Raw genomic sequence first — 19014 nt, 5'->3', positions numbered from 1 at the left:
ATCAGCAGGCATATGCATGCATATGGGTGATCGGGCTGACTTTGGTCCATGGGCCGACCGGAGCCATGGAAATGGCGGGCAGGGGTCGGTCCGGATAATTTCATATCCAACGTCAACGGCATTGGCGTTGGATATGAAATTGGGGTTGCCTGTGGCCAGGCAACCCCAACGACATGTTAGTTAACAGTCGTATTCTTGAACTTTGTGCCGAGGTTGGTGAACAGCGTGCCGAGGTTTGTACCAACGGAGCTTGCACCGGCAATGATGCCGACGGAGATGAGGGCAGCAATCAGGCCGTATTCGATGGCTGTTGCGCCGGACTCATCCTTGAGAAAACGTGTGAAAAGAGTTGTCATGTTCTGTATCCCTGTTGAAGCGTTGCTTTTGACGCGGTTTCGTTGAACCGTCGTGAACTTAGGCTTTCAACAATTTCGGCTGACTTAAAAAAACTGGTTAGCAAAGTATCACCGGATTTCTTGCTTAATCATCGCTTACATCGCCCTGAATATTTTAAGTAAAATGAAAGTCATGACCGCAGGGCGTGCATTTCTCGCGCCGTGCCGTGCGGCGTACCCCGACGCTGGCCCCTCAAAACCGCTGCGCTATCGCCCGATCCCCGGCAATGCCAACGCTTGGACAAGCAGATGCAACCGTCCGGTGGCGTTCGAGGGGACCCTTCAAAATAAGTTTTCATTAAAAATGTAAGTAATCATGTGTTTTTCCAATTTCATCATGGCTCACCTAAAGCAAATATGATGCACTTTATAATAAGAAAGAAAAAATATTGAGGAATGAAACTAAATCCTATGTTCTTACGTATCGCAATATATCCATTCCAGATGAGGTTGGAGATTTTTGCGGTGGAGATCGATGGAAGTTTAGAATTTTAAGAAAATACATGAACAGATAGAATTAAAAATACGCAGCACATCATTGTTGCGCGTAAAACTTTTGTTTTTTAACGATGTTATTTAGAAAATATGTATTGAGTAATAAGTGTTGTATTGATTTATTTCAATAATTGATGCATATATCGGTGTTCTTGGTTTGTTAATGCTTGGGCAAAATAGTAATAATCGGGAGGTTGTAATGAATAAGTTCGAAAGGAAGACGAGCTGCATTGTAGCTGGCTCTTTCATACTTGCAGTGCTTACGACGTCGGCGCTTGCCGGAGGTTTGTCGGTGGGCGGCGTTTCAGTCGGCGGTTCGCAGAATGGCGGTCTGGGCGTTGGTGCCAGCGCCAATCTCGGCGGCGTAAAGGCGGGTGCTGATGCATCGGTTGGCGGCTCCAAGGGTGTTGCCGCGGGCGTGGGCGCATCGATCGGCGGTTCAAACGGAATCAATGCGGGGGCGGGCGCCAGCGTCAACAATGGCGTTAGCGCCGGACTTGGCGCCAATGTCGGCGGATCCGGCGGTGTGACAGCGGGAGCTGGCGCAAATATCGGATCAGGCGGGATCGGCGCAGGAGTTGGAGCCAATGTCGGTGGAACCGGTGGCATTGGCGCCGGGGTCGGTGTTGGCATCGGTGGTGGCAGCAATTCGGGCGGCACCAGCCCGGGCGGTACCAGCCCGGGCGGTACCAGTCCCGGCGGTGTCAGTACCGGCGGGGTCACGACGGGTGGTGGTATCCTTGGCGGCGGCACCAAGCCGGGCAGCCTCAATCCCGGTGTGAACAACAAGGCGGTCGCCGCCAGACTGGCACAGCTTACGGCCCAGGACAGGATGAAGCTGAAAATCCGCTGTGCGGAAATTTCATCCAACGCGACGAGCTATGACAGCTCGCTGGTTGCCCTGTGCAAGCTGCTGCGCGGCTCATGAGAACAGGCGCATGAGACAAGAATGGCCCCGAAAGGGGCCATTTCTTTGCCGGGACCGGCGCGGCGGGTGGCTGCCGGGCAATCAGCCCGTGCATTTCCGCCGTGCGATGGAGCGGGTCATGGAATCAACCTGTCCTTGCAGGGCACCGGCCTTCTTCTGGTTGGCGGTGCGATAATCCGGCAGAATGGGACCGAAGCCCGTGATCACGCTCGGTTCCCGGTAGCCCGCGCCATTGGTCAGGCTGCTGATCTCGGCCATCGCGCTGTTCTTTTGCGCAATCAAAGCGGGGCACTCGACCGTATCGTAGTGCAGGGATGAAATTTTCTCGCGATCAAGCTGCCCCTGTATATTGCCGCAGCCGGCCAGCAGCACAGCCACAATAATCAGCGGAAGGTGTTTCGTCGTCATGTGCCAATTTCCTCGATCACGAATAGCGGGACATGAATGGGCCAATGCCGCCGTTTTGGCAAGATGGCAGCGTGAATCAGTTCGCCGGCACTTGCGGCAGCGCAGCATTGCTCCAGGCCAGGGGAAGGCGATGGATGGCGGCAACGCCGCTGCCGTATGATTTGCCTGTAAACTCAAATTCATCAATGTGTTGTGCTGATTTTCAGAATGAATATATCAACGTCGATGTTTAAAACTGTAGTGAAATATCGATTTAATCAGAAATCTCTAGCCAATTGGTCTTGTATTGAAGTTTTGGCTTGCTGATGACGCCCGCTCGCCCTTATGATTCTGTTTCCGGGAGCACCCGGCATTGCAACGCAAGAGTGAGGAGACAGGAATGCCTGGTTTGCTGCACCCACTTCATGACGGCCACGCGCCCATCATATTGCATAGTGCCTTTCAAGACGCCCTTGATGCTTTGGAGGATTGGGAACTCGGGCACGATGAACCTCAGATCGAGGTCAACGACCGGCAGGTTCTGATCAGCGCCGTGTTCCGGCGTCTGTGGACCTGCACCGATATTCTTCCATCGAGAACGCTGGATGTCGTGGAAGACTTGCTGCCATTGCGTTCGGCGGAGTTCAAGGCCGGTACGTCAACCTATGCCGATGCTGCCCATAGTCTATGGGAATTGAGCCTGCAGAAACGCGCGGCCTCCTACGAAATGCAGCATCACAACGCCTCCTGAGACACATTGGACGCTTGTTGAATTACCCGCCGCTTTGACCCGGCGGGTAATTTTTTTGGCATGCCTCATGGATGGCGCGGCGGTTTAGCCGCCATGTTTGGCCAGCCAGGCCTTCATCTGTTTGATTTCGCCTTCCTGCGCGGCGATGATATCGGTCGCAAGCTTGCGGATTTCTTCATCCTTGCCGTATTTCAGCTCTACCTTGGCCATGTCGATTGCGCCCTGATGGTGCGCAACCATGCCGCGGACAAAATCCTTGTCGGCATCGCCGGAAAATTTGATGGACATGTCCTTGTGCATCTTGGTGTTTGCCTGCGCAAATGCCTTGGATGACGGGCCCTGATCGCCGGTTGGCTGCATCGCCATGGCATCATGCTTCATCATCTTGTGCTCCTGCGCCAGGGCTGGTGCGGTGAAGGCGAGGGCGCAGACAAGGGCTGCGGCGGAAAAATAAGAGGTTTTCATCGAATTGATCTTTCCTTAGGTCAGACAGACAAGCACAGGCTATGACCTGTTCACCCGTGCGTTATGAAGGATAGGAAGCGATCAATAGCGGTTTGGGCGGTGGCGACAGCGGTGCGCTGGCCTGGGCAATGAGGGGCAGTTCCATGCCGTGCGGCACCAGCATCCGGGTCGAGACCGTGGTCACGGCGGCAATGCCGATGGCGGGAATGGCGATACAGGCGGAGCATAGCGCGGGATGGGGCAGCTTGGCCGTGTCCGTGCAATGCTTCTGGTCGCCGGCACAGGCATGGGCGTGGCCGGCCATCTGACCGGCCGATTGTACCGCCATTTCGCCGGCCAACCGGACGGGCGCCGCAAACACGGGCACCCAGCCGACGGAAAACGCCGTGAGGAACGTCAGAAGAATGGCAAGCCTGCTCATGGCGTTTTCATAACAGGAACAATCGGGAAGGCGAAATCACCTTCTGTTTATTGCGTTATTGCGCACCCCTTGCCGCGGCGAGCGCCTTTTCCAGATCGGCGATGAGGTCTTTGGTATCCTCGAGGCCAACCTGCAGGCGGATGAGCGGACCCTTGTAATGCTTGCCCGTCAGCACCCGGTCGGACAGGTTGACCTGAAGCGCGAGGCTCTCATAGCCGCCCCATGAGTACCCGAGCGCGAAAATATCAAGGGCATTGAGGAAAGCCCGGGCCTGTTTTGTCTCGCCTTCAATGACAATCGAGAACACGCCGGCAGCGCCGGTGAAATCCCGCTTCCACAGGGCGTGCCCCGCGTGGCTCTCAAGCGCCGGATGCAGGACCTCGATGACGCCGGGCTGCTTTTCCAGCCATCGCGCTATTTCGAGCGCGTTTTCGCCATGGCGCTCGAGGCGCAGTGCCATCGTGCGCAAGCCGCGCAGGACATAATAGGCATCGTCGCCGCCCACGCACAGACCGATGGCCGTATAGGTATCGTCCAGCTGCCTGAAGCATTTTTCATTGGCGGAAATCGTGCCCATGAGAATATCGGAATGGCCGGACGGATATTTCGTTGCCGCGTGAATGGAGATATCGACGCCGAAATCCAGCGGCTTCAGGTAGAGCGGCGTTGCCCAGGTGTTGTCCATCATGACGATGGCGCCTGCCGCGTGCGCCTTCTCGACGATTGCCGGAATATCCTGAATTTCAAACGTGTTGGAGCCGGGGGATTCGGTAAAGACAACAGCCGTGTTGGGACGGATGAGCTTTTCGATGCCGGCGCCGACCAGCGGATCGTAGTACTCGACCTCGATGCCGAGCCGCTTGAGCGTCGTATCGCAGAAATAGCGCGTGTTGCCGTAGACGCTGTCGACCATCAGCAGGTGATCGCCCGGCGACAGGAACGCCAGAAGGGGAATGGTTACCGCGGCAAGGCCGGACGGCACGAGCAGCGTGCCGAACGAGCCCTCCAGTTCGTCGATGGCCTGGCACAGGGCGTCGGTCGTGGGGGTTCCGTGCGTGCCATAGCCGTATTTCTGCTTGTGGCTGGCCATGGTTTCCGCATCGGGGAACAGCACCGTCGAGGCATGGACAATGGGCGGATTGACGAAACCGTGATAATCCCGGGGATCGTAGCCTCCATGGGCCAGGCGTGTGTTGATCCCGAATTTTGCCATTTTGTCCGACTCTCTGCCCATGGAATATCCTCTGCACTGCGATGCCAACAATTGTAACTGCTGGGAGAAGTCGATAAAGCCACGGCGTTCCTGTTGCAACAGGCGAGCACAGCGGGCGTGGAAGAATAAGGCCGCTTGGGTCGATGGGAGAAACAATGACTGATGCCAGCAATCCGCAATCCCTGTCCGGCCTGAAGCGCGCGCGCCGCTCGATCGTCAATTTCCTGCGCCGCATGCGGGCACCGGCCTATCCGAACAGCCCGGCGGCCTGGACCGGGGGCATGTCGATGGCGGCGGTCCTGATCTTTTTCTTCATTCTGCTGCTGCATCCCTTCGACGATCCGCTGTCGCGCAACCTGTCCTCGCATCAGGGGCCGCTGAGTTCCCTGCGGCTGCTGACGGATATCGGTTTGTCGCAATGGTATCTGATCCCGGCCTTTTTCATTGCGGTTTGCCTGATCGGCATCGATTGGCGCAAGCTGCCCCATGCCAAGCGCGTGCGTCTTGGCCTCATCTATGCCCAGGCGACGTTTGCCTTCTGGTCCGTGGCGCTGTCGGGAATTCTCACCAATATCGCCAAGTTCTGCATCGGCCGTGCCCGGCCGAAATTCATCGACACCCTTGGAGCCAACGGCTTTTCGCCGTTTCACGCAGGGTATGATTTCGCCAGTTTCCCCTCGGGGCACTCAACCACGATGGGGGCAGTCGGCGCGGTTCTGGCGCTTTGGTTTCCGCGCTGGCGCGTGCCGATCATCCTGGCGACCATGTTCATTGCCTTTACGCGCATCATCGCCAGGGCGCATTATCCGACGGATGTGGTCGCGGGCTACAGCGTGGGCTTCCTGTTCACCCTTGCGCTTGCCAGATTCCTCGCCGGGCGCCGGGCGGCCTTTCTGTTCGATGGCACTCGATTCTTCCCGGTTTTGCGTTTTCGCGAGCGCTTCTGGCGCTGATCGGGGTTTTTGACCAAGAAATAATCGAAAATTCCATTCCGAAGCAGCCATTCCGCCGTTTCTGCAAAAATATTGAGCAAAGATTATCCCTTGACCAAACACGTAGAATGGCCTTCGATACAGGGGTGAATGGGAGACATGCTGGAGCCTTAAAAGGGTGTGGGGGAACCCACCGGCATGTAAAATTTCTCTCTTGGGAACCACGGGCAACAAATAAAAGGGTTTAGTCGTTATGAAAAATCTCGTTTTGAAGAGCGTTCTGGGGGTATCGGCGCTGCTCTTGCTGGCTTCTGCGGCCTCCGCCGGCACGCTGGATGACGTCAAGAAAAAGGGCTTTCTGCAATGCGGCGTCAACACCGGTCTGGCCGGGTTTGCTTCGCCGAACGACAAGGGCGAATGGTCCGGTTTTGACGTCGACTATTGCCGCGCGGTCGCCGCCGCCATTTTTGGCGATGCAACCAAGGTGAAATTCACGCCGCTTTCCGCCAAGGACCGCCTGCCAGCGCTGCAGTCCGGTGAAATCGACGTTCTGATTCGCAACACCACATGGACGCTGAGCCGTGACTCGCAGGGCTTTGATTTCACCGGCGTCAATTATTACGACGGCCAGGGCTTCATGATCAACGCGAAGAAGCTGTCGGGTATCAATTCCGCATTGCAGCTTTCGGGCGCTTCGGTCTGCGTTCAGTCCGGCACCACGACGGAGCTCAATCTGGCCGACTATTTCAAGGCCAACAAGATGGAATACAATCCCGTCGTGTTCGAGAAGCTTGAAGAGGTCAACGCCGCCTATGATGCCGGACGTTGCGACGTGTACACCACGGACCAGTCCGGCCTGTACGCCATTCGCCTGACGCTCTCGGCACCGGACGATCACGTCGTTCTGCCGGAAATCATTTCGAAGGAGCCGCTCGGTCCCGTTGTCCGTCAGGGCGACAGCCAGTGGGCGCACGTCATCCGCTGGGTGCATTACGCCATGCTGACGGCCGAAGAGCTTGGCATCACCAAGGCCAATGTCCAGGATCTGATCAAGAGCGACAGCCCGGAAATCAAGCGCGTGCTCGGCCAGGAAGCCAACACCAAGCTTGGCACCGATCTCGGCCTGACCAATGATTGGGTCGTCAACATCGTCAAGGCCGTGGGCAATTACGGCGAAGTGTTCGAATCCAATATCGGTTCCGGCAGCAAGCTGAAGATTGCGCGCGGCATCAATGCTCAGTGGAGCAAGGGCGGCCTGCAATACGCAATGCCGATCCGCTGATTTTTTGAAGTCATCGATCTGAAATCCGGGAAGGGGGCTCGTCCTCCTTTCCGGGGGAACAATTAAAAAAATAACAAAAATAAAAATAATAAAAATAAACGGTTAAAAGAAATGAGGGGTCAATGGCATCGCAGGATATTACGCCTGCCGGTACAGGCAGCGCCAAAGTATCACTTCTGAACGATCCGAGAATTCGCGGCTATATCTATCAGCTCGTCGTTCTGGTTGTACTGGTCGCTGTGGGTTACTGGTTTGTCAACAACACTATCGCCAATCTGCAGCGCGCCAATCTGGCAACGGGTTTCGGTTTTCTCGATGGCCGCTCCGGATTTGATATCAGCTCGCATCCGTTCACCGAATACTCAAGCGACTCGACCTATATAAAGGCGCTTTATGTCGGTATTTTGAACACGATGCTGGTTGCCGTCGTCGGTATCATCACCGCGACCATCATCGGTTTCATCATCGGCGTCGGGCGGCTTTCGCACAATTGGCTCATCCGCAAACTGTGCACGGTCTATGTCGAGGTTTTCCGCAATATTCCGCCGCTGCTGGTTATTTTCTTCTGGTATTCCGGCGTTTTGGCGGTTTTGCCCCAGGCACGACAGAGCATCGCGCTGCCGTTCAGTTTCCTGAACAATCGCGGTTTCTTTTTTGCCGTGCCGGTTTTCGGCCAGGGTGCCTGGCTGGCTGGCGTTGCCTTTGTGCTTGCCGTCATCGGTGCCTTTCTGGTCCGTCGCTGGGCCTATAAACGGCAGATGGCGACCGGCCAGCGCTTTCCGGTGTTGTGGACATCGCTGGCGCTGATCATCGGCCTGCCTTTCCTGGCATTCGCGCTCAAGGGCTTTCCGGTCACCATGAATTATCCGGAACTCGGCGGCTTCAACATCAAGGGCGGCGCTCTGGTCGGACCAGAGTTCATGTCGCTCTATCTCGCGCTGTCCTTCTACACCGCATCCTTCATCGCCGAGATCGTCCGCGCCGGTATTCGCGGTGTGGGAAAAGGCCAGAGTGAGGCGTCGCATGCGCTCGGGCTGCGCGCAGGAACAACGACGCGGCTTGTCGTCGTGCCGCAGGCCCTGCGCATCATCATTCCGCCACTGACCAGCCAGTATCTCAACCTGACGAAGAACTCGTCGCTTGCGGTCGCGGTCGGCTATCCCGATCTGTTTGCAGTCGGCGGAACCATCCTCAACCAGACCGGCCGTTCCATCGAAGTGGTGGCGATTTTCATTGTGATCTACCTCAGCCTGAGCGTGCTCACATCGCTGTTCATGAACTGGTTCAACGCCAAAATGGCATTGGTGGAGCGCTGATCATGGCCGATAACAATCTGAGTTTCGTTCGTACCGAAATGCTGCAGGGCCAGACGCCGCCGCTGGGCGAGCGGGGAATCGTCCGCTGGATACGCATCAACCTGATGGCAACGCCCGTCGATGCCGCTCTGACGGTGTTTGCGCTCTTCCTTCTCGCCTGGTTCGTGCCGCCGATGATCAACTGGCTGTTCGTCCAGGCTTCCTGGTCGGGGGTGGATCGGGCGGTCTGCGCGACGGTATCCCAGGGCGGTACCCAGCCGGAAGGCTGGTCGGGTGCCTGCTGGGCCTATGTGAATGCCAATTTCAACCAGTTCATGTATGGCCGCTATCCGCAGGACCAGCACTGGCGTGTCAACATTGTCGGCGTCATGTTCGTCGTCCTGTTGGTTCCGCTGCTGATCCCGAGGATTCCCTTCAAATCCGCCAATGCGATCGTGTTCTTCTTTGTCTTCCCGATCGTTGCATTCTTCCTGCTGGTTGGCGGCTGGTTTGGCCTTCCCTATATCGAAACCGCGACGTGGGGCGGTCTGCTTGTCACGCTGGTCCTGTCTTTCGTCGGCATTTCCGTATCCTTGCCGCTCGGCATCGTCCTGGCGTTGGGGCGGCGTTCGAAAATGCCCGTCATCAAGATGCTGTGCGTCGTTTTCATCGAAATGGTGCGGGGCATCCCTCTGGTGACCGTGCTGTTCATGGCCAGTTACATGCTGCCATTGTTCCTGCCGCCGGGCGTGACCTTCGACAAGTTCCTCCGCGCCCTGATCGGCGTGGCGCTGTTCGCATCGGCCTATATGGCGGAAGTGGTGCGCGGCGGCCTGCAGGCAATTCCCAAAGGGCAGTACGAAGGTGCTGACTCGCTGGGATTGAGCTACTGGCAGAAAACCGGCCTCATCATCCTGCCGCAGGCGCTGAAGATGGTAATCCCGGGGATCGTCAACACCTTCATCGGTCTGTTCAAGGATACATCGCTGGTGTCCATCATCAGCATGTTCGATCTGCTCGGAACCGTGCGTCAGCACTTCAACGATGCCAATTGGGCATCCCCGCAAACCCCCATATCCGGCCTGATTTTCGCCGGTTTCGTATTCTGGATTTTCTGTTTCGGCATGTCGCGTTATTCCATCTTCATGGAACGCAGGCTGGACACAGGACATAAACGCTAAGGAGCATCTGCATGACCACTCAAAACGTTGTCGATCCATCCGAAATTCATGTCGACCGCTCGCTCATGCAGGTCTCCAAGACCGATGTAGCCGTCGAGATTACCAACATGAACAAGTGGTATGGCGATTTCCACGTCCTCAAGGACATCAACCTCAAGGTGATGCGCGGCGAGCGCATCGTCATTGCCGGACCTTCGGGATCGGGCAAGTCGACGATGATCCGCTGCATCAACCGCCTCGAAGAGCACCAGAGCGGCAAGATCCTTGTCGACGGCATCGAACTGACCAACGACCTGAAGAAGATCGATGAAGTCCGGCGCGAAGTCGGCATGGTGTTCCAGCACTTCAACCTCTTCCCGCATCTGACCATCCTGGAAAATTGCACGCTCGCGCCGATCTGGGTGCGCAAGATGCCGAAGAAGAAGGCGGACGAGATTGCCATGCATTATCTCGAGCGCGTCAAGATTCCGGAACAGGCCAACAAATATCCCGGCCAGCTGTCCGGCGGCCAGCAGCAGCGCGTGGCCATTGCCCGTTCGCTGTGCATGAACCCGCGCATCATGCTGTTCGACGAGCCGACCTCGGCGCTCGATCCGGAAATGATCAAGGAAGTGCTCGACACCATGGTTCAACTGGCCGAAGAAGGTATGACCATGGTGTGCGTCACCCACGAAATGGGCTTTGCCCGCCAGGTGGCAAACCGTGTGATCTTCATGGATCAGGGCCAGATCGTCGAGCAGAACGAACCGGCGGCGTTCTTCGACAATCCGCAGCACGAGCGCACCAAGCTGTTCCTCAGCCAGATCCTGCATTGAGAATTCTGCGCATCGTCGTCACATCCATCGCAGCGGCCCTCGTGGCCGCTGTTTTGTTAGATGGGACTGGAATTGACGGTGTAGAGCCTTGCCTGGCCGATGAGATGCTACAATGATTTATAACGGGACATGTTCTTTTTATTTCTGGATTTTAAAACATTTTTTAGTCGGAGTTTTTTATGACCGAGAACTTTCAAGGGCTGACAAGCGCGCAGATAGACGCGGCAGAGTTGCTGCGTAAGAACCGCAACAATGAAGTGTTGAAATATACCGTTGCCGCATATGACCGTCTCTCGACAGCCATCTTTATCACTGGGTTTCTTGGACCGATTTTTGGCTCAGTTTTGAATCCATCTCTCTTAAGCAACTACAACCGCGTGGGCAAGATACTGATCGTTTGTGGATTGTTGCAGGCTTTGATGATATCCTGCGGTCTACATCTTTATGGAAAAAACAAACTGAGAGATGGCTGGCAATGACGATTGATGAAAACATGCTCATTTATGCAATCTTCATGATCAATCTCATTGGTGTGTGCGGATTTTTTGCTGCCCGGTATGAGTTTAGTCAGCTTGAAAAAGAAACCGAGCGTTCCAGAAAGCAAATCGCATTGGCGAGAAAGCGCTTGCGCGAGCGGGTGCTACCCGCGCAATAAGCGCTATGACTCCGCATCAAATCCATAAAGCCAGTCGAAACCCGCCACGAACTTTTCAGCAGGCCGGTTGCGCAGCAGCAGGTTGCGGGCAAGCGCCACCGGCCCCTTGGCGTGATAGGCCAGCTGATTGAGCGCGCCGCGCCGCACCACCGACTCGATGCGCTTTGTCCGGTTCCTGGCATAGGCCGCCAGGGCTGCAGGCCAGTCCTCGCTGCCATGGCCGAGTGCGGCGGCAAGAGCACAGGCGTCCTCGATGGCCATGGCTGCGCCTTGGGCCGCATAGGGCGTCATCGCATGGGCCGCGTCGCCGATCAGCACAAGCCGCTCATCCCGCAGGAAGCTGCACCGCTTCATTTCGAACAGGCGCCAGGGCGTCCATTGTCCGGCCGACAGCACCAGATCGCGGATGCCCGGATGCCACCAGTAGAAATCCCGGGTAAAATTCTGGTTCGGGGCCTGCGGATTGACTTCGATGTCCCAGCGCCCGGGGTTTTTCCGGTCGCGCGCCACCGCCACGAAATTCATCAGCTCGCCCGAACGGATGGGGTAGGCGATGAGGTGCGCATTGCTGCCTGTCCAGGCAACGACATTGGTTCCTTCAGGCAGGAGGGCGCTGAACGAGGCCGGGAGGCGATCGGCAGGCACGGACACGCGCCAGGCGATGGAGCCGGTATAGCGGGCGCGATCAAGGTCTGACAGCGCATTGCGGGTGTTCGACCAGACACCGTCGGAGCCCACCAGCAGGGCGCCGCGATGCTCTTCGATGCGGTCGTTGTATTGCACGCGAACCAGCACGCCCTGAGCGTCGCTGTTGTGATGGGTAACGGCCGATTCCAGCTGCATGGCGATGTTGCCGCGCTGGCGCACTTCGGCAAGGAGTGCCTGCTGCAGGTCGGCGCGGTGGCAGACGATGTAGGGCGCGTGCCAGCGTTGTGCCGCGGCCTTGCCGATGGGCAGGTGCAGCAGCTTTTCCCCGCTCACGCCATCCTGCAGGCAGACCGCATCCGGCTGCACAGCATGAGGCATCAGCCTGTCCAGGACGCCGAGGCGGCCGAGCAGGCGGGTGGCATTGGGCGAAAGCTGCAATCCGGCGCCCGCTTCGGCCAGAATGGCGCTCTTCTCAAAGATCTGGACGGCAAAGCCTTTGGCGCTCAGCGCCAGCGCCAGCGTCAGGCCGGCGATACCCGCACCCGCAATAATGATTTGATCAGGATTGGGAGTTCGCCTGTTGCGAGCCGTCTTCAGATCGATGACGGGCGTTTGCAATCAGGCAGCCTTGTCGTCCACATAGGTGCAGCCGGCAGGAACCGTTTCCCCGGCGGAGAGCGACGCATCGTAGCGGTACAGCGTCGAGCAGTAAGGGCAGACCTTTTCATTGTCATCGCCCAGGTCGAGGAAGACGTGCGGGTGATCGAAAGGCGGATTGGCGCCGACGCACATGAATTCCTTGACGCCAATGCTGATGGCGGCGTGACCAGCGCTGTTCTGGAAGTGGGGAATGCTGTGTCCGGCCATGTGTCGCTCCTGGGCTTTCAGTCGATAGGCAATGGTGTTGTCTTTCTCATAGAGCAATTCCGCGGCGAAGAAAATCGCTTCTGCGGCGCTAAAGCGAGGCAATCTGACACAAGTGGCGGCTGGTTCCGCCGCAACCGGCATTATGGCGGGTTTTCCGTCAGGCGCCGCATGAGAAATTCATCGCGAAAGGCTTTGGTTCCGGTGTAAGCTGCCGCGTGCCGATTTTTATCGGGCTGAGGAGGGATTGGGCCGCGATTGCTATAAAACCTTCAAGAGACTTGACTAATGTGGCCTGTGATTCCGCTTTTGACGGGACTATTCCAATCGGAGAATGACAATGAACGATCAGTCACCCGCCATAACGAATGCAGTCGAAGCCGTCGGTCTGCCGGATCTGCACACCAGTGTCGACCGTTTCGTCAATCGCGAGTTCTCCTGGCTGCAGTTCAACCGCCGCGTGCTGGAAGAAGCCCACAATGTGCACCAGCCGCTGCTGGAGCGCCTGCGCTTCCTGTCCATCTCCGCCGCCAATCTCGACGAATTCTTCATGGTGCGCATTGCCGGTCTCGCCGGACAGGTGCGTGCCGGAGTAGCCAATCGCAGCCCGGACGGGCGCACGCCGCAGGAGCAGCTGGAATTCGTGCTCGATGAGGTCGGCAAACTGCAGGCCGCCCAGCAGCTGCGCCTGAATGAACTGCGCGTCGAGATGCTGGCCGAAAATATTGAAATCGTCCGCCCGGACAAGCTGACCAAAAGCGAGCGCCTCTGGCTCGAGGATCACTTCCTCGAAACCATCTATCCCGTCCTGACCCCGCTTTCCATCGATCCGGCACATCCGTTCCCGTTCATTCCCAATCTCGGTTTCACCATCGCCATGTTGCTGAGCCGCAGCATCGACAACCGTCCGATGACGGCGCTCCTGCGCCTGCCGCAGGCATTGAAACGTTTCATCCAGATTCCCGACGATGCCGGCCGTTTCCGCTTCCTGACGCTTGAGGATGCCATCAGCCTGTTCACCGGGCGGCTGTTCCCCGGCTATGAGGTGAAGGGCGCCGGCACATTCCGCATTATCCGCGACAGCGATATCGAGGTGGAGGAAGAGGCCGAGGATCTTGTGCGCCTGTTCGAAAGCGCGCTGAAGCGCCGCCGCCGCGGCCAGGTGATCCGCATCGAGTTCGATGATGAAATGCCGGAATCGCTGCGCGCCTTCGTGGCGACGGAACTCGGTGTTCCCGACAACCGCATCAGCGTGCTCGAAGGTCTTCTGGCGCTCAACACCATCTCCGAAATCGTCGGCATTCCGCGCGCCGACCTGAAATTCGTACCCTACAACCCGCGCTTCCCCGAGCGGGTGCGCGAGCATGGCGGCGATTGCTTTGCAGCGATCCGCGAAAAGGATATCGTGGTGCACCACCCCTACGAATCCTTCGACGTCGTCGTGCAGTTCCTGCGCCAGGCGGCGGCGGACCCGGAAGTGGTTGCCATCAAGCAGACGCTCTACCGCACATCCAATGACAGCCCCATTGTGCGCGCACTGATCGACGCGGCCGATGCCGGCAAGTCGGTGACGGCGCTGGTCGAGCTCAAGGCGCGCTTCGACGAAGAAGCCAATATCCGCTGGGCGCGCGATCTGGAACGTGCCGGCGTTCAGGTCGTCTTCGGCTTCATCGAGCTGAAAACCCATGCAAAAATGTCGCTGGTCGTGCGCCGCGAGGAACAGAAGCTGCGCAGCTACGTGCATCTCGGCACGGGCAATTACCACCCGATCACCGCCAAGATCTATACGGATCTGTCGTTCTTCACGTGCGAGCCATCCATCGGTCGCGACGTTGCCCAGATCTTCAATTTCATCACCGGTTATACGCAGCCTTCGGGTGAGATGGGCATTGCCGTGTCGCCGACCACCCTGCGCCCACGCATTCTCCAGCACATCGCCGAGGAAATCGAGCACGCCAAGGCTGGCCGTCCGGCGGCAATCTGGATGAAGATGAATTCGCTGGTCGATCCGCAGATCATCGATGCGCTCTACAATGCCAGCACGCATGGCGTCGACATCGACCTCATCGTGCGCGGCATCTGCTGCCTGCGCCCGCAGGTTCCGGGCCTGTCCGACACGATCCGGGCGAAATCCATCGTCGGCCGCTTTCTCGAGCACAGCCGTATTTTCTGCTTCGGCAACGGTGCGGGACTGCCGTCGGAAAAGGCGCTCGTCTATATCGGTTCAGCCGATATGATGACCCGCAACCTCGACCGCCGCGTCGAAACGCTGGTTCCGATCACCAATCCAACTGTGCATCAACAGCTTCTTTCACAGATTATGCTGGCAAACCTTCTCGACAATCAGCAGAGTTACGAGTTACTAGCAGACGGTACGTCGCGCCGGATTGTTCCGGCGGATGGAGAAGATGCTTTTAACGCGCAGGAATATTTCATGACAAATCCCAGCCTGTCCGGCCGCGGCAAGTCGCTGAAGTCTTCAGCACCACGCTTGATCGCTCACCGCAAGCGATCCAAAGCAGCGAAAAACAAGACTGCATGATATCCGCAGCGCAGGGGCGTGTGCAAGGACGCCATCCGGCCGGTGTCATCGACATCGGCTCGAACTCTGTACGTCTGGTCGTCTATGAGGGGGTTACCCGTTCGCCGACCGTCCTTTTCAACGAAAAGATTCTCTGCGGCCTTGGCAAAGGCCTGGTAAAAACCGGCAAGCTGAATGAAAAGGCTGTGCAAAGCGCCTTGCGGGCGCTGCGCCGGTTCCGCGCCCTGGCTGATCAGGCGGGCGCCCGCTCGCTGGATGTGCTGGCGACGGCGGCAGCGCGCGAAGCCGAAAACGGACCCGATTTCATCGCCCAGGCCGAAATCGTTCTGGGAGAACCGATCAAGGTTCTGTCCGGCCGGGAAGAGGCCTATTATTCCGCGCTGGGGATCATCTCCGGCTTTCACGATCCCGATGGTATCGCAGGCGATCTGGGCGGCGGCAGTCTCGAACTGGTCGACGTCAAGGGCCGCACCATCGGCGACGGCATCACCCTGCCGCTGGGCGGCCTGCGTCTGCAGGATATGTCGAACGGCGATCTTGCCGCCGCGTCCGATATCGCCAAGAAGACGCTGGAATCGGCCAAGCTTTTGGCCAAGGGCAAGGGCCGGGCGTTCTACGCCGTGGGCGGCACGTGGCGAAACCTCGCCAAGCTGCACATGAGTGCCGAGCACTATCCGCTGCACGTCATGCACCACTATGAAATTCCCTTCGAGGAAGCACAGCGCTTTCTCAAGCGCGTCGCGGACGGCAATCTCGACAATATGCGCGGGATCGAGGATGTCTCGAAGAACCGCCGTGCGCTCTTGTCCTATGGCGCCATCGCCCTGCTTGAGACCATCCGCAAGATGCGTCCGTCAAAGGTTGTCTTTTCGGCCCTTGGTGTGCGGGAAGGATTTCTGTTCTCGCTGCTGTCGGAATCCGAGCAGCTGGAAGACCCGCTGATTGCCGCCGCCGATGAACTGGCCGTGCTGCGCGCCCGCTCGCCTGCCTATGCGCGCGAGCTGGCGGACTGGAGCGGCGATGCCTTTGCCGCGCTCGGCTATGACGAGACGGAGGACGAGAAGCGCTATCGCCGCGCGGCCTGCCTGATCGCCGATATCAGCTGGCGTGCCCACCCCGATTATCGCGGTTCACAGGCGTTGAACATGATCTCCAACGCCGCTTTTGTCGGCATTGATCATCCGGGCCGGGCCTATATCGCGCTCGCCAATTTCTTCCGTCACGAGGGCATTGCCAACAACGCGGCGGACCCGGAACTGGCGGCGCTTGCTACGCCGCGGCTGCTGGAATATTCGAAGATACTGGCGGCGATCATGCGGATTGTTTATCCGTTTTCCGCATCGATGGCGGGGGTGGTTCCCAACCTCTCGTGGAAACAGGCGTCTGACGGCATCTATCTCGAAGTGGCGGCCAGGAATGCCGATCTGATCGGCGATGTGCCGGAAGGCCGCTTGCAGCAATTGGCGAAACTGACGGGCAAGCCGCTGAAAATGGCCATCGGCAAATAAGTGCCGGTGCTCAGGCGGCGATAGCCGCCTTCTTGCGTCCTGGCAGGGTCATCGCCGCGACACCGGCAATCACGCAGATCAGGCCGATCCATGCGGTCGACGCCAGGCTTTCGCCGAGAAACAATACGCCGATGCCGACGCCGATCGGTACGCGCAGATAGGCCTGCGATGTCGTGCCGACCGTGCCCAGCGTGTTGATCAGCCGGAAATAAATCACGAAGGCGAGGGCGGTGGAGAACACGGCAAGTCCAAGCAGCGCGAGCAGCGAGTGGGCGGAGGGCGCCAGCGTCCATGGCCGGTCGACCACGAGGCTGACCGGAATGAGGATGACAGCGCCGCAGAGCATCGAGCCAGCGGCGGGCATCATCGGATCGAGATTTTTGAAACCCTTGCCGAAGATGGCGGCGGCCGCATAGGAAATCGTTGCCGCAACGATGGCAAGCTGCGCCACCAGTTCCTTGCCGATGCCGTTGAATGCCTCGAGCCCGATGATCAGGGAAATGCCGATGACACCGGCCGCCACGCCGAAGACTTTTCGCGTGGTCACGGCTTCGTGGCGGGTGATCAGGACCGTCAGCAGAAAGGCGAAGATCGGCGTTGTCGAATTGAGAATGGTGGCAAGACCGGCATTGACGGTCAATTCTGCCCAGGCGATCAGCGTGAAGGGGATCACGCTGTTGATGCAGGCCTGGATGAGAAAGCGCTTCCAGATCGCCGGATCGCGCGGCAGGGCAAGGCCGCGCAGCTTGATGATGGTCAGCAGCAGTCCGCCGGCGATCAGCGTGCGGGCGGCGATGAAGGTGACTGGCGGGATCGTCTCGACCCCGACCCGGATGAAGGTATAGGAGGCGCCCCACAACGTGGCAAGAATGGCGAGAAGCGCCAGTTCTCTGGCCAGAGACGGGGTTTGCACGGGGGTAGCAGACATCATTGCCTCACATCAGCATGGTTTCAACGGGCCGATGCTAGCCAGTTTTGGCGGGCCGGTACTTCGGTTTAAGCCGAAGTATCAGTCCGTGCAGGGCACGGCCCGGATCCGCTTGTTCTCGAACTTCAGGCACAACTCGCCATTGATCAGCTGCAGCGCCTTTTCACCAAAAACTTCGCGGCGCCAGCCCTGCAGGGCCGGAATATCGTCCGCATCGCCTTCGGCGGCAATCCGGTCGATCTCGTCTGACGTTGCGACAACCTTGGCGGCAACGCCGTGTTCTTCCGTCACGAGACGCAGCAGAACCTTCAGCAGTTCGGCCGCTGCTCCTGCACCTTCCGGCGACTGCACGGATTTCGGCAGGCGCGGCATGTCTTCCTTTGGCAGGTCCAGCGCGATGTTGACGGCATTGAGCAGCCCCGTGGCGATGCTGGAGCGCTCCCAGCCCTTGGGGATGGTGCGCAGCCGGCCCATCGCTTCCACGTCACGCGGCTGCTGCTGGGCGATCTCGTAGATGGCGTCGTCCTTGAGCACGCGGCCGCGCGGCACGTTGCGCTCGCGCGCTTCGCGTTCGCGCCAGGCGGCAACGCTGCGCAGCACGGCAAGCTCCTGCGGTTTGCGCAGGCGCATCTTCAGGCGCTTCCACGCATCGTCGGGATGCATGTCATAGGTCTCGCGCGCCGTCAGCACCTTCATCTCGTCGAGCACCCAGTCGGTGCGGCCTTCTTCCTCGAGCTTTGCCTTGAGGTGCAGATAGATGTCGCGCAGATGGGTGACGTCGGCCAGCGCATAGTCGAGCTGCTTGTCGGAGAGCGGGCGGCGGCGCCAGTCGGTGAAGCGCGAGGACTTGTCGATCTGCGCGCCATTCACCCGCTGCACCAGCTGGTCATAGGCAATGGCATCGCCGAAGCCGCAGACCATTGCCGCCACCTGCGTGTCGAAGACCGGATGGGGGATCAGATTGCCGAGATGGAAAACGATCTCGATATCCTGCCGCGCCGCGTGGAACACCTTGACGATGGTCTCATCCGCCATCAGCCGGAAAAACGGCGCAAGATCGAGACCCGGGGCGAGGGCATCGACAATGGCAGTATGATCAGGGGATGCGAGCTGGATAACGCAAAGCTCCGGCCAGAACGTGGTCTCCCGGATGAACTCCGTGTCGACTGTTACGAAATCGGATTGCGAAAGGGCGGCTACAGCCTGGTCAAGCTGATCTGTGGTTGTAATCATGGTCATGAAATTTCTATAGCGAATGGAAATGCATTTGTCTCGCCTGTCCGAGTTTCTTCGCTGCTTGTCGCGTCTA

General features: G+C 58.3%; 20 protein-coding genes. 11 read left to right on the top strand and 9 right to left on the bottom strand.

Annotated features, from left to right (window positions below; translation table 11 throughout):
• Window positions 1-176: 176 nt before the first annotated feature.
• Window positions 177-356, bottom strand: coding sequence for a Flp family type IVb pilin (locus ACZ25R_RS14665; protein WP_472461365.1), 180 nt, complete (start codon window positions 354-356; stop codon window positions 177-179).
• Window positions 357-1182: 826 nt separating this feature from the next.
• On the opposite strand from ACZ25R_RS14665, the gene ACZ25R_RS14660 reads away from it, so the two are divergent.
• Window positions 1183-1818 (top strand): hypothetical protein, encoded by a 636-nt coding sequence (locus ACZ25R_RS14660; protein WP_472461364.1) that lies wholly within the window; start codon window positions 1183-1185, stop codon window positions 1816-1818.
• An 81-nt stretch (window positions 1819-1899) separates the two neighbouring features.
• Here ACZ25R_RS14660 and ACZ25R_RS14655 read toward each other — a convergent pair whose 3' ends face one another.
• Entirely contained in the window at window positions 1900-2226 is a 327-nt protein-coding gene (locus tag ACZ25R_RS14655; RefSeq protein WP_223615691.1) for a hypothetical protein, read from the bottom strand.
• Between the two features lie 379 nt (window positions 2227-2605).
• On the opposite strand from ACZ25R_RS14655, the gene ACZ25R_RS14650 reads away from it, so the two are divergent.
• Entirely contained in the window at window positions 2606-2956 is a 351-nt protein-coding gene (locus ACZ25R_RS14650) for a BRA0787 family protein (protein WP_223615692.1), read from the top strand.
• An 84-nt stretch (window positions 2957-3040) separates the two neighbouring features.
• Here the strand turns inward: ACZ25R_RS14650 and copM are convergent, their stop codons facing one another.
• From copM to ACZ25R_RS14635, 3 genes are all read right to left on the bottom strand, one after another.
• Window positions 3041-3421: a CopM family metallochaperone gene (gene copM, locus ACZ25R_RS14645; RefSeq protein ID WP_463011372.1), complete on the bottom strand. Its 381-nt coding sequence runs from the start codon at window positions 3419-3421 to the stop codon at window positions 3041-3043.
• 61 nt (window positions 3422-3482) lie between these two features.
• A complete protein-coding gene (locus tag ACZ25R_RS14640) occupies window positions 3483-3842 on the bottom strand; it encodes a hypothetical protein (RefSeq protein ID WP_472461363.1) in 360 nt (119 codons plus the stop codon).
• 55 nt (window positions 3843-3897) lie between these two features.
• Window positions 3898-5076 carry a cystathionine beta-lyase gene (locus tag ACZ25R_RS14635; protein WP_472461362.1) on the bottom strand — a complete coding sequence of 393 codons (1179 nt, stop codon included), beginning with the start codon at window positions 5074-5076 and terminating at the stop codon, window positions 3898-3900.
• 134 nt (window positions 5077-5210) lie between these two features.
• Between ACZ25R_RS14635 and ACZ25R_RS14630 the strand changes: the two genes are divergently transcribed.
• The 7 genes from ACZ25R_RS14630 to ACZ25R_RS14600 all read left to right on the top strand — a co-directional run bounded on the left by ACZ25R_RS14630 (window position 5211) and on the right by ACZ25R_RS14600 (window position 11215).
• Window positions 5211-6008, top strand: a complete 798-nt coding sequence (locus ACZ25R_RS14630; RefSeq protein WP_472461361.1) for a phosphatase PAP2 family protein — start codon at window positions 5211-5213, stop codon at window positions 6006-6008.
• Between the two features lie 232 nt (window positions 6009-6240).
• The gene (locus tag ACZ25R_RS14625; protein WP_223615697.1) at window positions 6241-7269 is read left to right on the top strand and encodes an amino acid ABC transporter substrate-binding protein; all 1029 of its coding nucleotides are present in this window, start codon (window positions 6241-6243) and stop codon (window positions 7267-7269) included.
• 122 nt (window positions 7270-7391) lie between these two features.
• Entirely contained in the window at window positions 7392-8585 is a 1194-nt protein-coding gene (locus ACZ25R_RS14620) for an amino acid ABC transporter permease (protein WP_403172745.1), read from the top strand.
• A 2-nt stretch (window positions 8586-8587) separates the two neighbouring features.
• Window positions 8588-9745 carry an amino acid ABC transporter permease gene (locus ACZ25R_RS14615; RefSeq protein ID WP_464659912.1) on the top strand — a complete coding sequence of 386 codons (1158 nt, stop codon included), beginning with the start codon at window positions 8588-8590 and terminating at the stop codon, window positions 9743-9745.
• Window positions 9746-9756: 11 nt separating this feature from the next.
• Window positions 9757-10560 (top strand): amino acid ABC transporter ATP-binding protein, encoded by an 804-nt coding sequence (locus ACZ25R_RS14610; protein WP_288194976.1) that lies wholly within the window; start codon window positions 9757-9759, stop codon window positions 10558-10560.
• Window positions 10561-10739: 179 nt separating this feature from the next.
• The gene (locus tag ACZ25R_RS14605; protein ID WP_472461360.1) at window positions 10740-11039 is read left to right on the top strand and encodes a hypothetical protein; all 300 of its coding nucleotides are present in this window, start codon (window positions 10740-10742) and stop codon (window positions 11037-11039) included.
• Window positions 11036-11215 (top strand): hypothetical protein, encoded by a 180-nt coding sequence (locus ACZ25R_RS14600; protein ID WP_472461359.1) that lies wholly within the window; start codon window positions 11036-11038, stop codon window positions 11213-11215. Before ACZ25R_RS14605 ends, ACZ25R_RS14600 begins: the two co-directional genes overlap by 4 nt.
• 3 nt (window positions 11216-11218) lie before the next feature.
• Here the strand turns inward: ACZ25R_RS14600 and ACZ25R_RS14595 are convergent, their stop codons facing one another.
• Window positions 11219-12481 carry an FAD-dependent monooxygenase gene (locus ACZ25R_RS14595; protein WP_472461358.1) on the bottom strand — a complete coding sequence of 421 codons (1263 nt, stop codon included), beginning with the start codon at window positions 12479-12481 and terminating at the stop codon, window positions 11219-11221.
• Entirely contained in the window at window positions 12482-12730 is a 249-nt protein-coding gene (locus ACZ25R_RS14590) for a zinc-finger domain-containing protein (protein WP_105735649.1), read from the bottom strand.
• 337 nt (window positions 12731-13067) lie between these two features.
• Between ACZ25R_RS14590 and ACZ25R_RS14585 the strand changes: the two genes are divergently transcribed.
• Both ACZ25R_RS14585 and ppx read left to right on the top strand, forming a co-directional pair.
• Window positions 13068-15269, top strand: coding sequence for an RNA degradosome polyphosphate kinase (locus ACZ25R_RS14585; protein ID WP_472461357.1), 2202 nt, complete (start codon window positions 13068-13070; stop codon window positions 15267-15269).
• The gene (gene ppx, locus ACZ25R_RS14580; protein WP_472461356.1) at window positions 15266-16777 is read left to right on the top strand and encodes an exopolyphosphatase; all 1512 of its coding nucleotides are present in this window, start codon (window positions 15266-15268) and stop codon (window positions 16775-16777) included. Before ACZ25R_RS14585 ends, ppx begins: the two co-directional genes overlap by 4 nt.
• 10 nt (window positions 16778-16787) lie before the next feature.
• On the opposite strand, the gene ACZ25R_RS14575 is transcribed toward ppx, so the two are convergent.
• Window positions 16788-17690: a DMT family transporter gene (locus tag ACZ25R_RS14575; protein WP_472462495.1), complete on the bottom strand. Its 903-nt coding sequence runs from the start codon at window positions 17688-17690 to the stop codon at window positions 16788-16790.
• A gap of 96 nt (window positions 17691-17786) precedes the next feature.
• Window positions 17787-18944, bottom strand: a complete 1158-nt coding sequence (gene rnd, locus ACZ25R_RS14570) for a ribonuclease D (RefSeq protein ID WP_223615704.1) — start codon at window positions 18942-18944, stop codon at window positions 17787-17789.
• Window positions 18945-19014 lie beyond the last annotated feature (70 nt).

The organism is Phyllobacterium sp. RCAM01083, from assembly GCF_055685835.1.
This window is presented reverse-complemented; position numbering and strand designations above follow the sequence as displayed.

What these genes read in the sequence shown, in the direction of transcription:
- ACZ25R_RS14665 (WP_472461365.1), bottom strand. Translation starts at nt 356, where the DNA reads ATGACAACTCTTTTCACACGTTTTCTCAAGGATGAGTCCGGCGCAACA.
- ACZ25R_RS14655 (WP_223615691.1), bottom strand. Translation starts at nt 2,226, where the DNA reads ATGACGACGAAACACCTTCCGCTGATTATTGTGGCTGTGCTGCTGGCC.
- ACZ25R_RS14650 (WP_223615692.1), top strand. Translation starts at nt 2,606, where the DNA reads ATGCCTGGTTTGCTGCACCCACTTCATGACGGCCACGCGCCCATCATA.
- copM (WP_463011372.1), bottom strand. Translation starts at nt 3,421, where the DNA reads ATGAAAACCTCTTATTTTTCCGCCGCAGCCCTTGTCTGCGCCCTCGCC.
- ACZ25R_RS14640 (WP_472461363.1), bottom strand. Translation starts at nt 3,842, where the DNA reads ATGAGCAGGCTTGCCATTCTTCTGACGTTCCTCACGGCGTTTTCCGTC.
- ACZ25R_RS14635 (WP_472461362.1), bottom strand. Translation starts at nt 5,076, where the DNA reads ATGGGCAGAGAGTCGGACAAAATGGCAAAATTCGGGATCAACACACGC.
- ACZ25R_RS14630 (WP_472461361.1), top strand. Translation starts at nt 5,211, where the DNA reads ATGACTGATGCCAGCAATCCGCAATCCCTGTCCGGCCTGAAGCGCGCG.
- ACZ25R_RS14625 (WP_223615697.1), top strand. Translation starts at nt 6,241, where the DNA reads ATGAAAAATCTCGTTTTGAAGAGCGTTCTGGGGGTATCGGCGCTGCTC.
- ACZ25R_RS14620 (WP_403172745.1), top strand. Translation starts at nt 7,392, where the DNA reads ATGGCATCGCAGGATATTACGCCTGCCGGTACAGGCAGCGCCAAAGTA.
- ACZ25R_RS14615 (WP_464659912.1), top strand. Translation starts at nt 8,588, where the DNA reads ATGGCCGATAACAATCTGAGTTTCGTTCGTACCGAAATGCTGCAGGGC.
- ACZ25R_RS14610 (WP_288194976.1), top strand. Translation starts at nt 9,757, where the DNA reads ATGACCACTCAAAACGTTGTCGATCCATCCGAAATTCATGTCGACCGC.
- ACZ25R_RS14605 (WP_472461360.1), top strand. Translation starts at nt 10,740, where the DNA reads ATGACCGAGAACTTTCAAGGGCTGACAAGCGCGCAGATAGACGCGGCA.
- ACZ25R_RS14600 (WP_472461359.1), top strand. Translation starts at nt 11,036, where the DNA reads ATGACGATTGATGAAAACATGCTCATTTATGCAATCTTCATGATCAAT.
- ACZ25R_RS14590 (WP_105735649.1), bottom strand. Translation starts at nt 12,730, where the DNA reads ATGGCCGGACACAGCATTCCCCACTTCCAGAACAGCGCTGGTCACGCC.
- ACZ25R_RS14585 (WP_472461357.1), top strand. Translation starts at nt 13,068, where the DNA reads ATGAACGATCAGTCACCCGCCATAACGAATGCAGTCGAAGCCGTCGGT.
- ppx (WP_472461356.1), top strand. Translation starts at nt 15,266, where the DNA reads ATGATATCCGCAGCGCAGGGGCGTGTGCAAGGACGCCATCCGGCCGGT.
- rnd (WP_223615704.1), bottom strand. Translation starts at nt 18,944, where the DNA reads ATGACCATGATTACAACCACAGATCAGCTTGACCAGGCTGTAGCCGCC.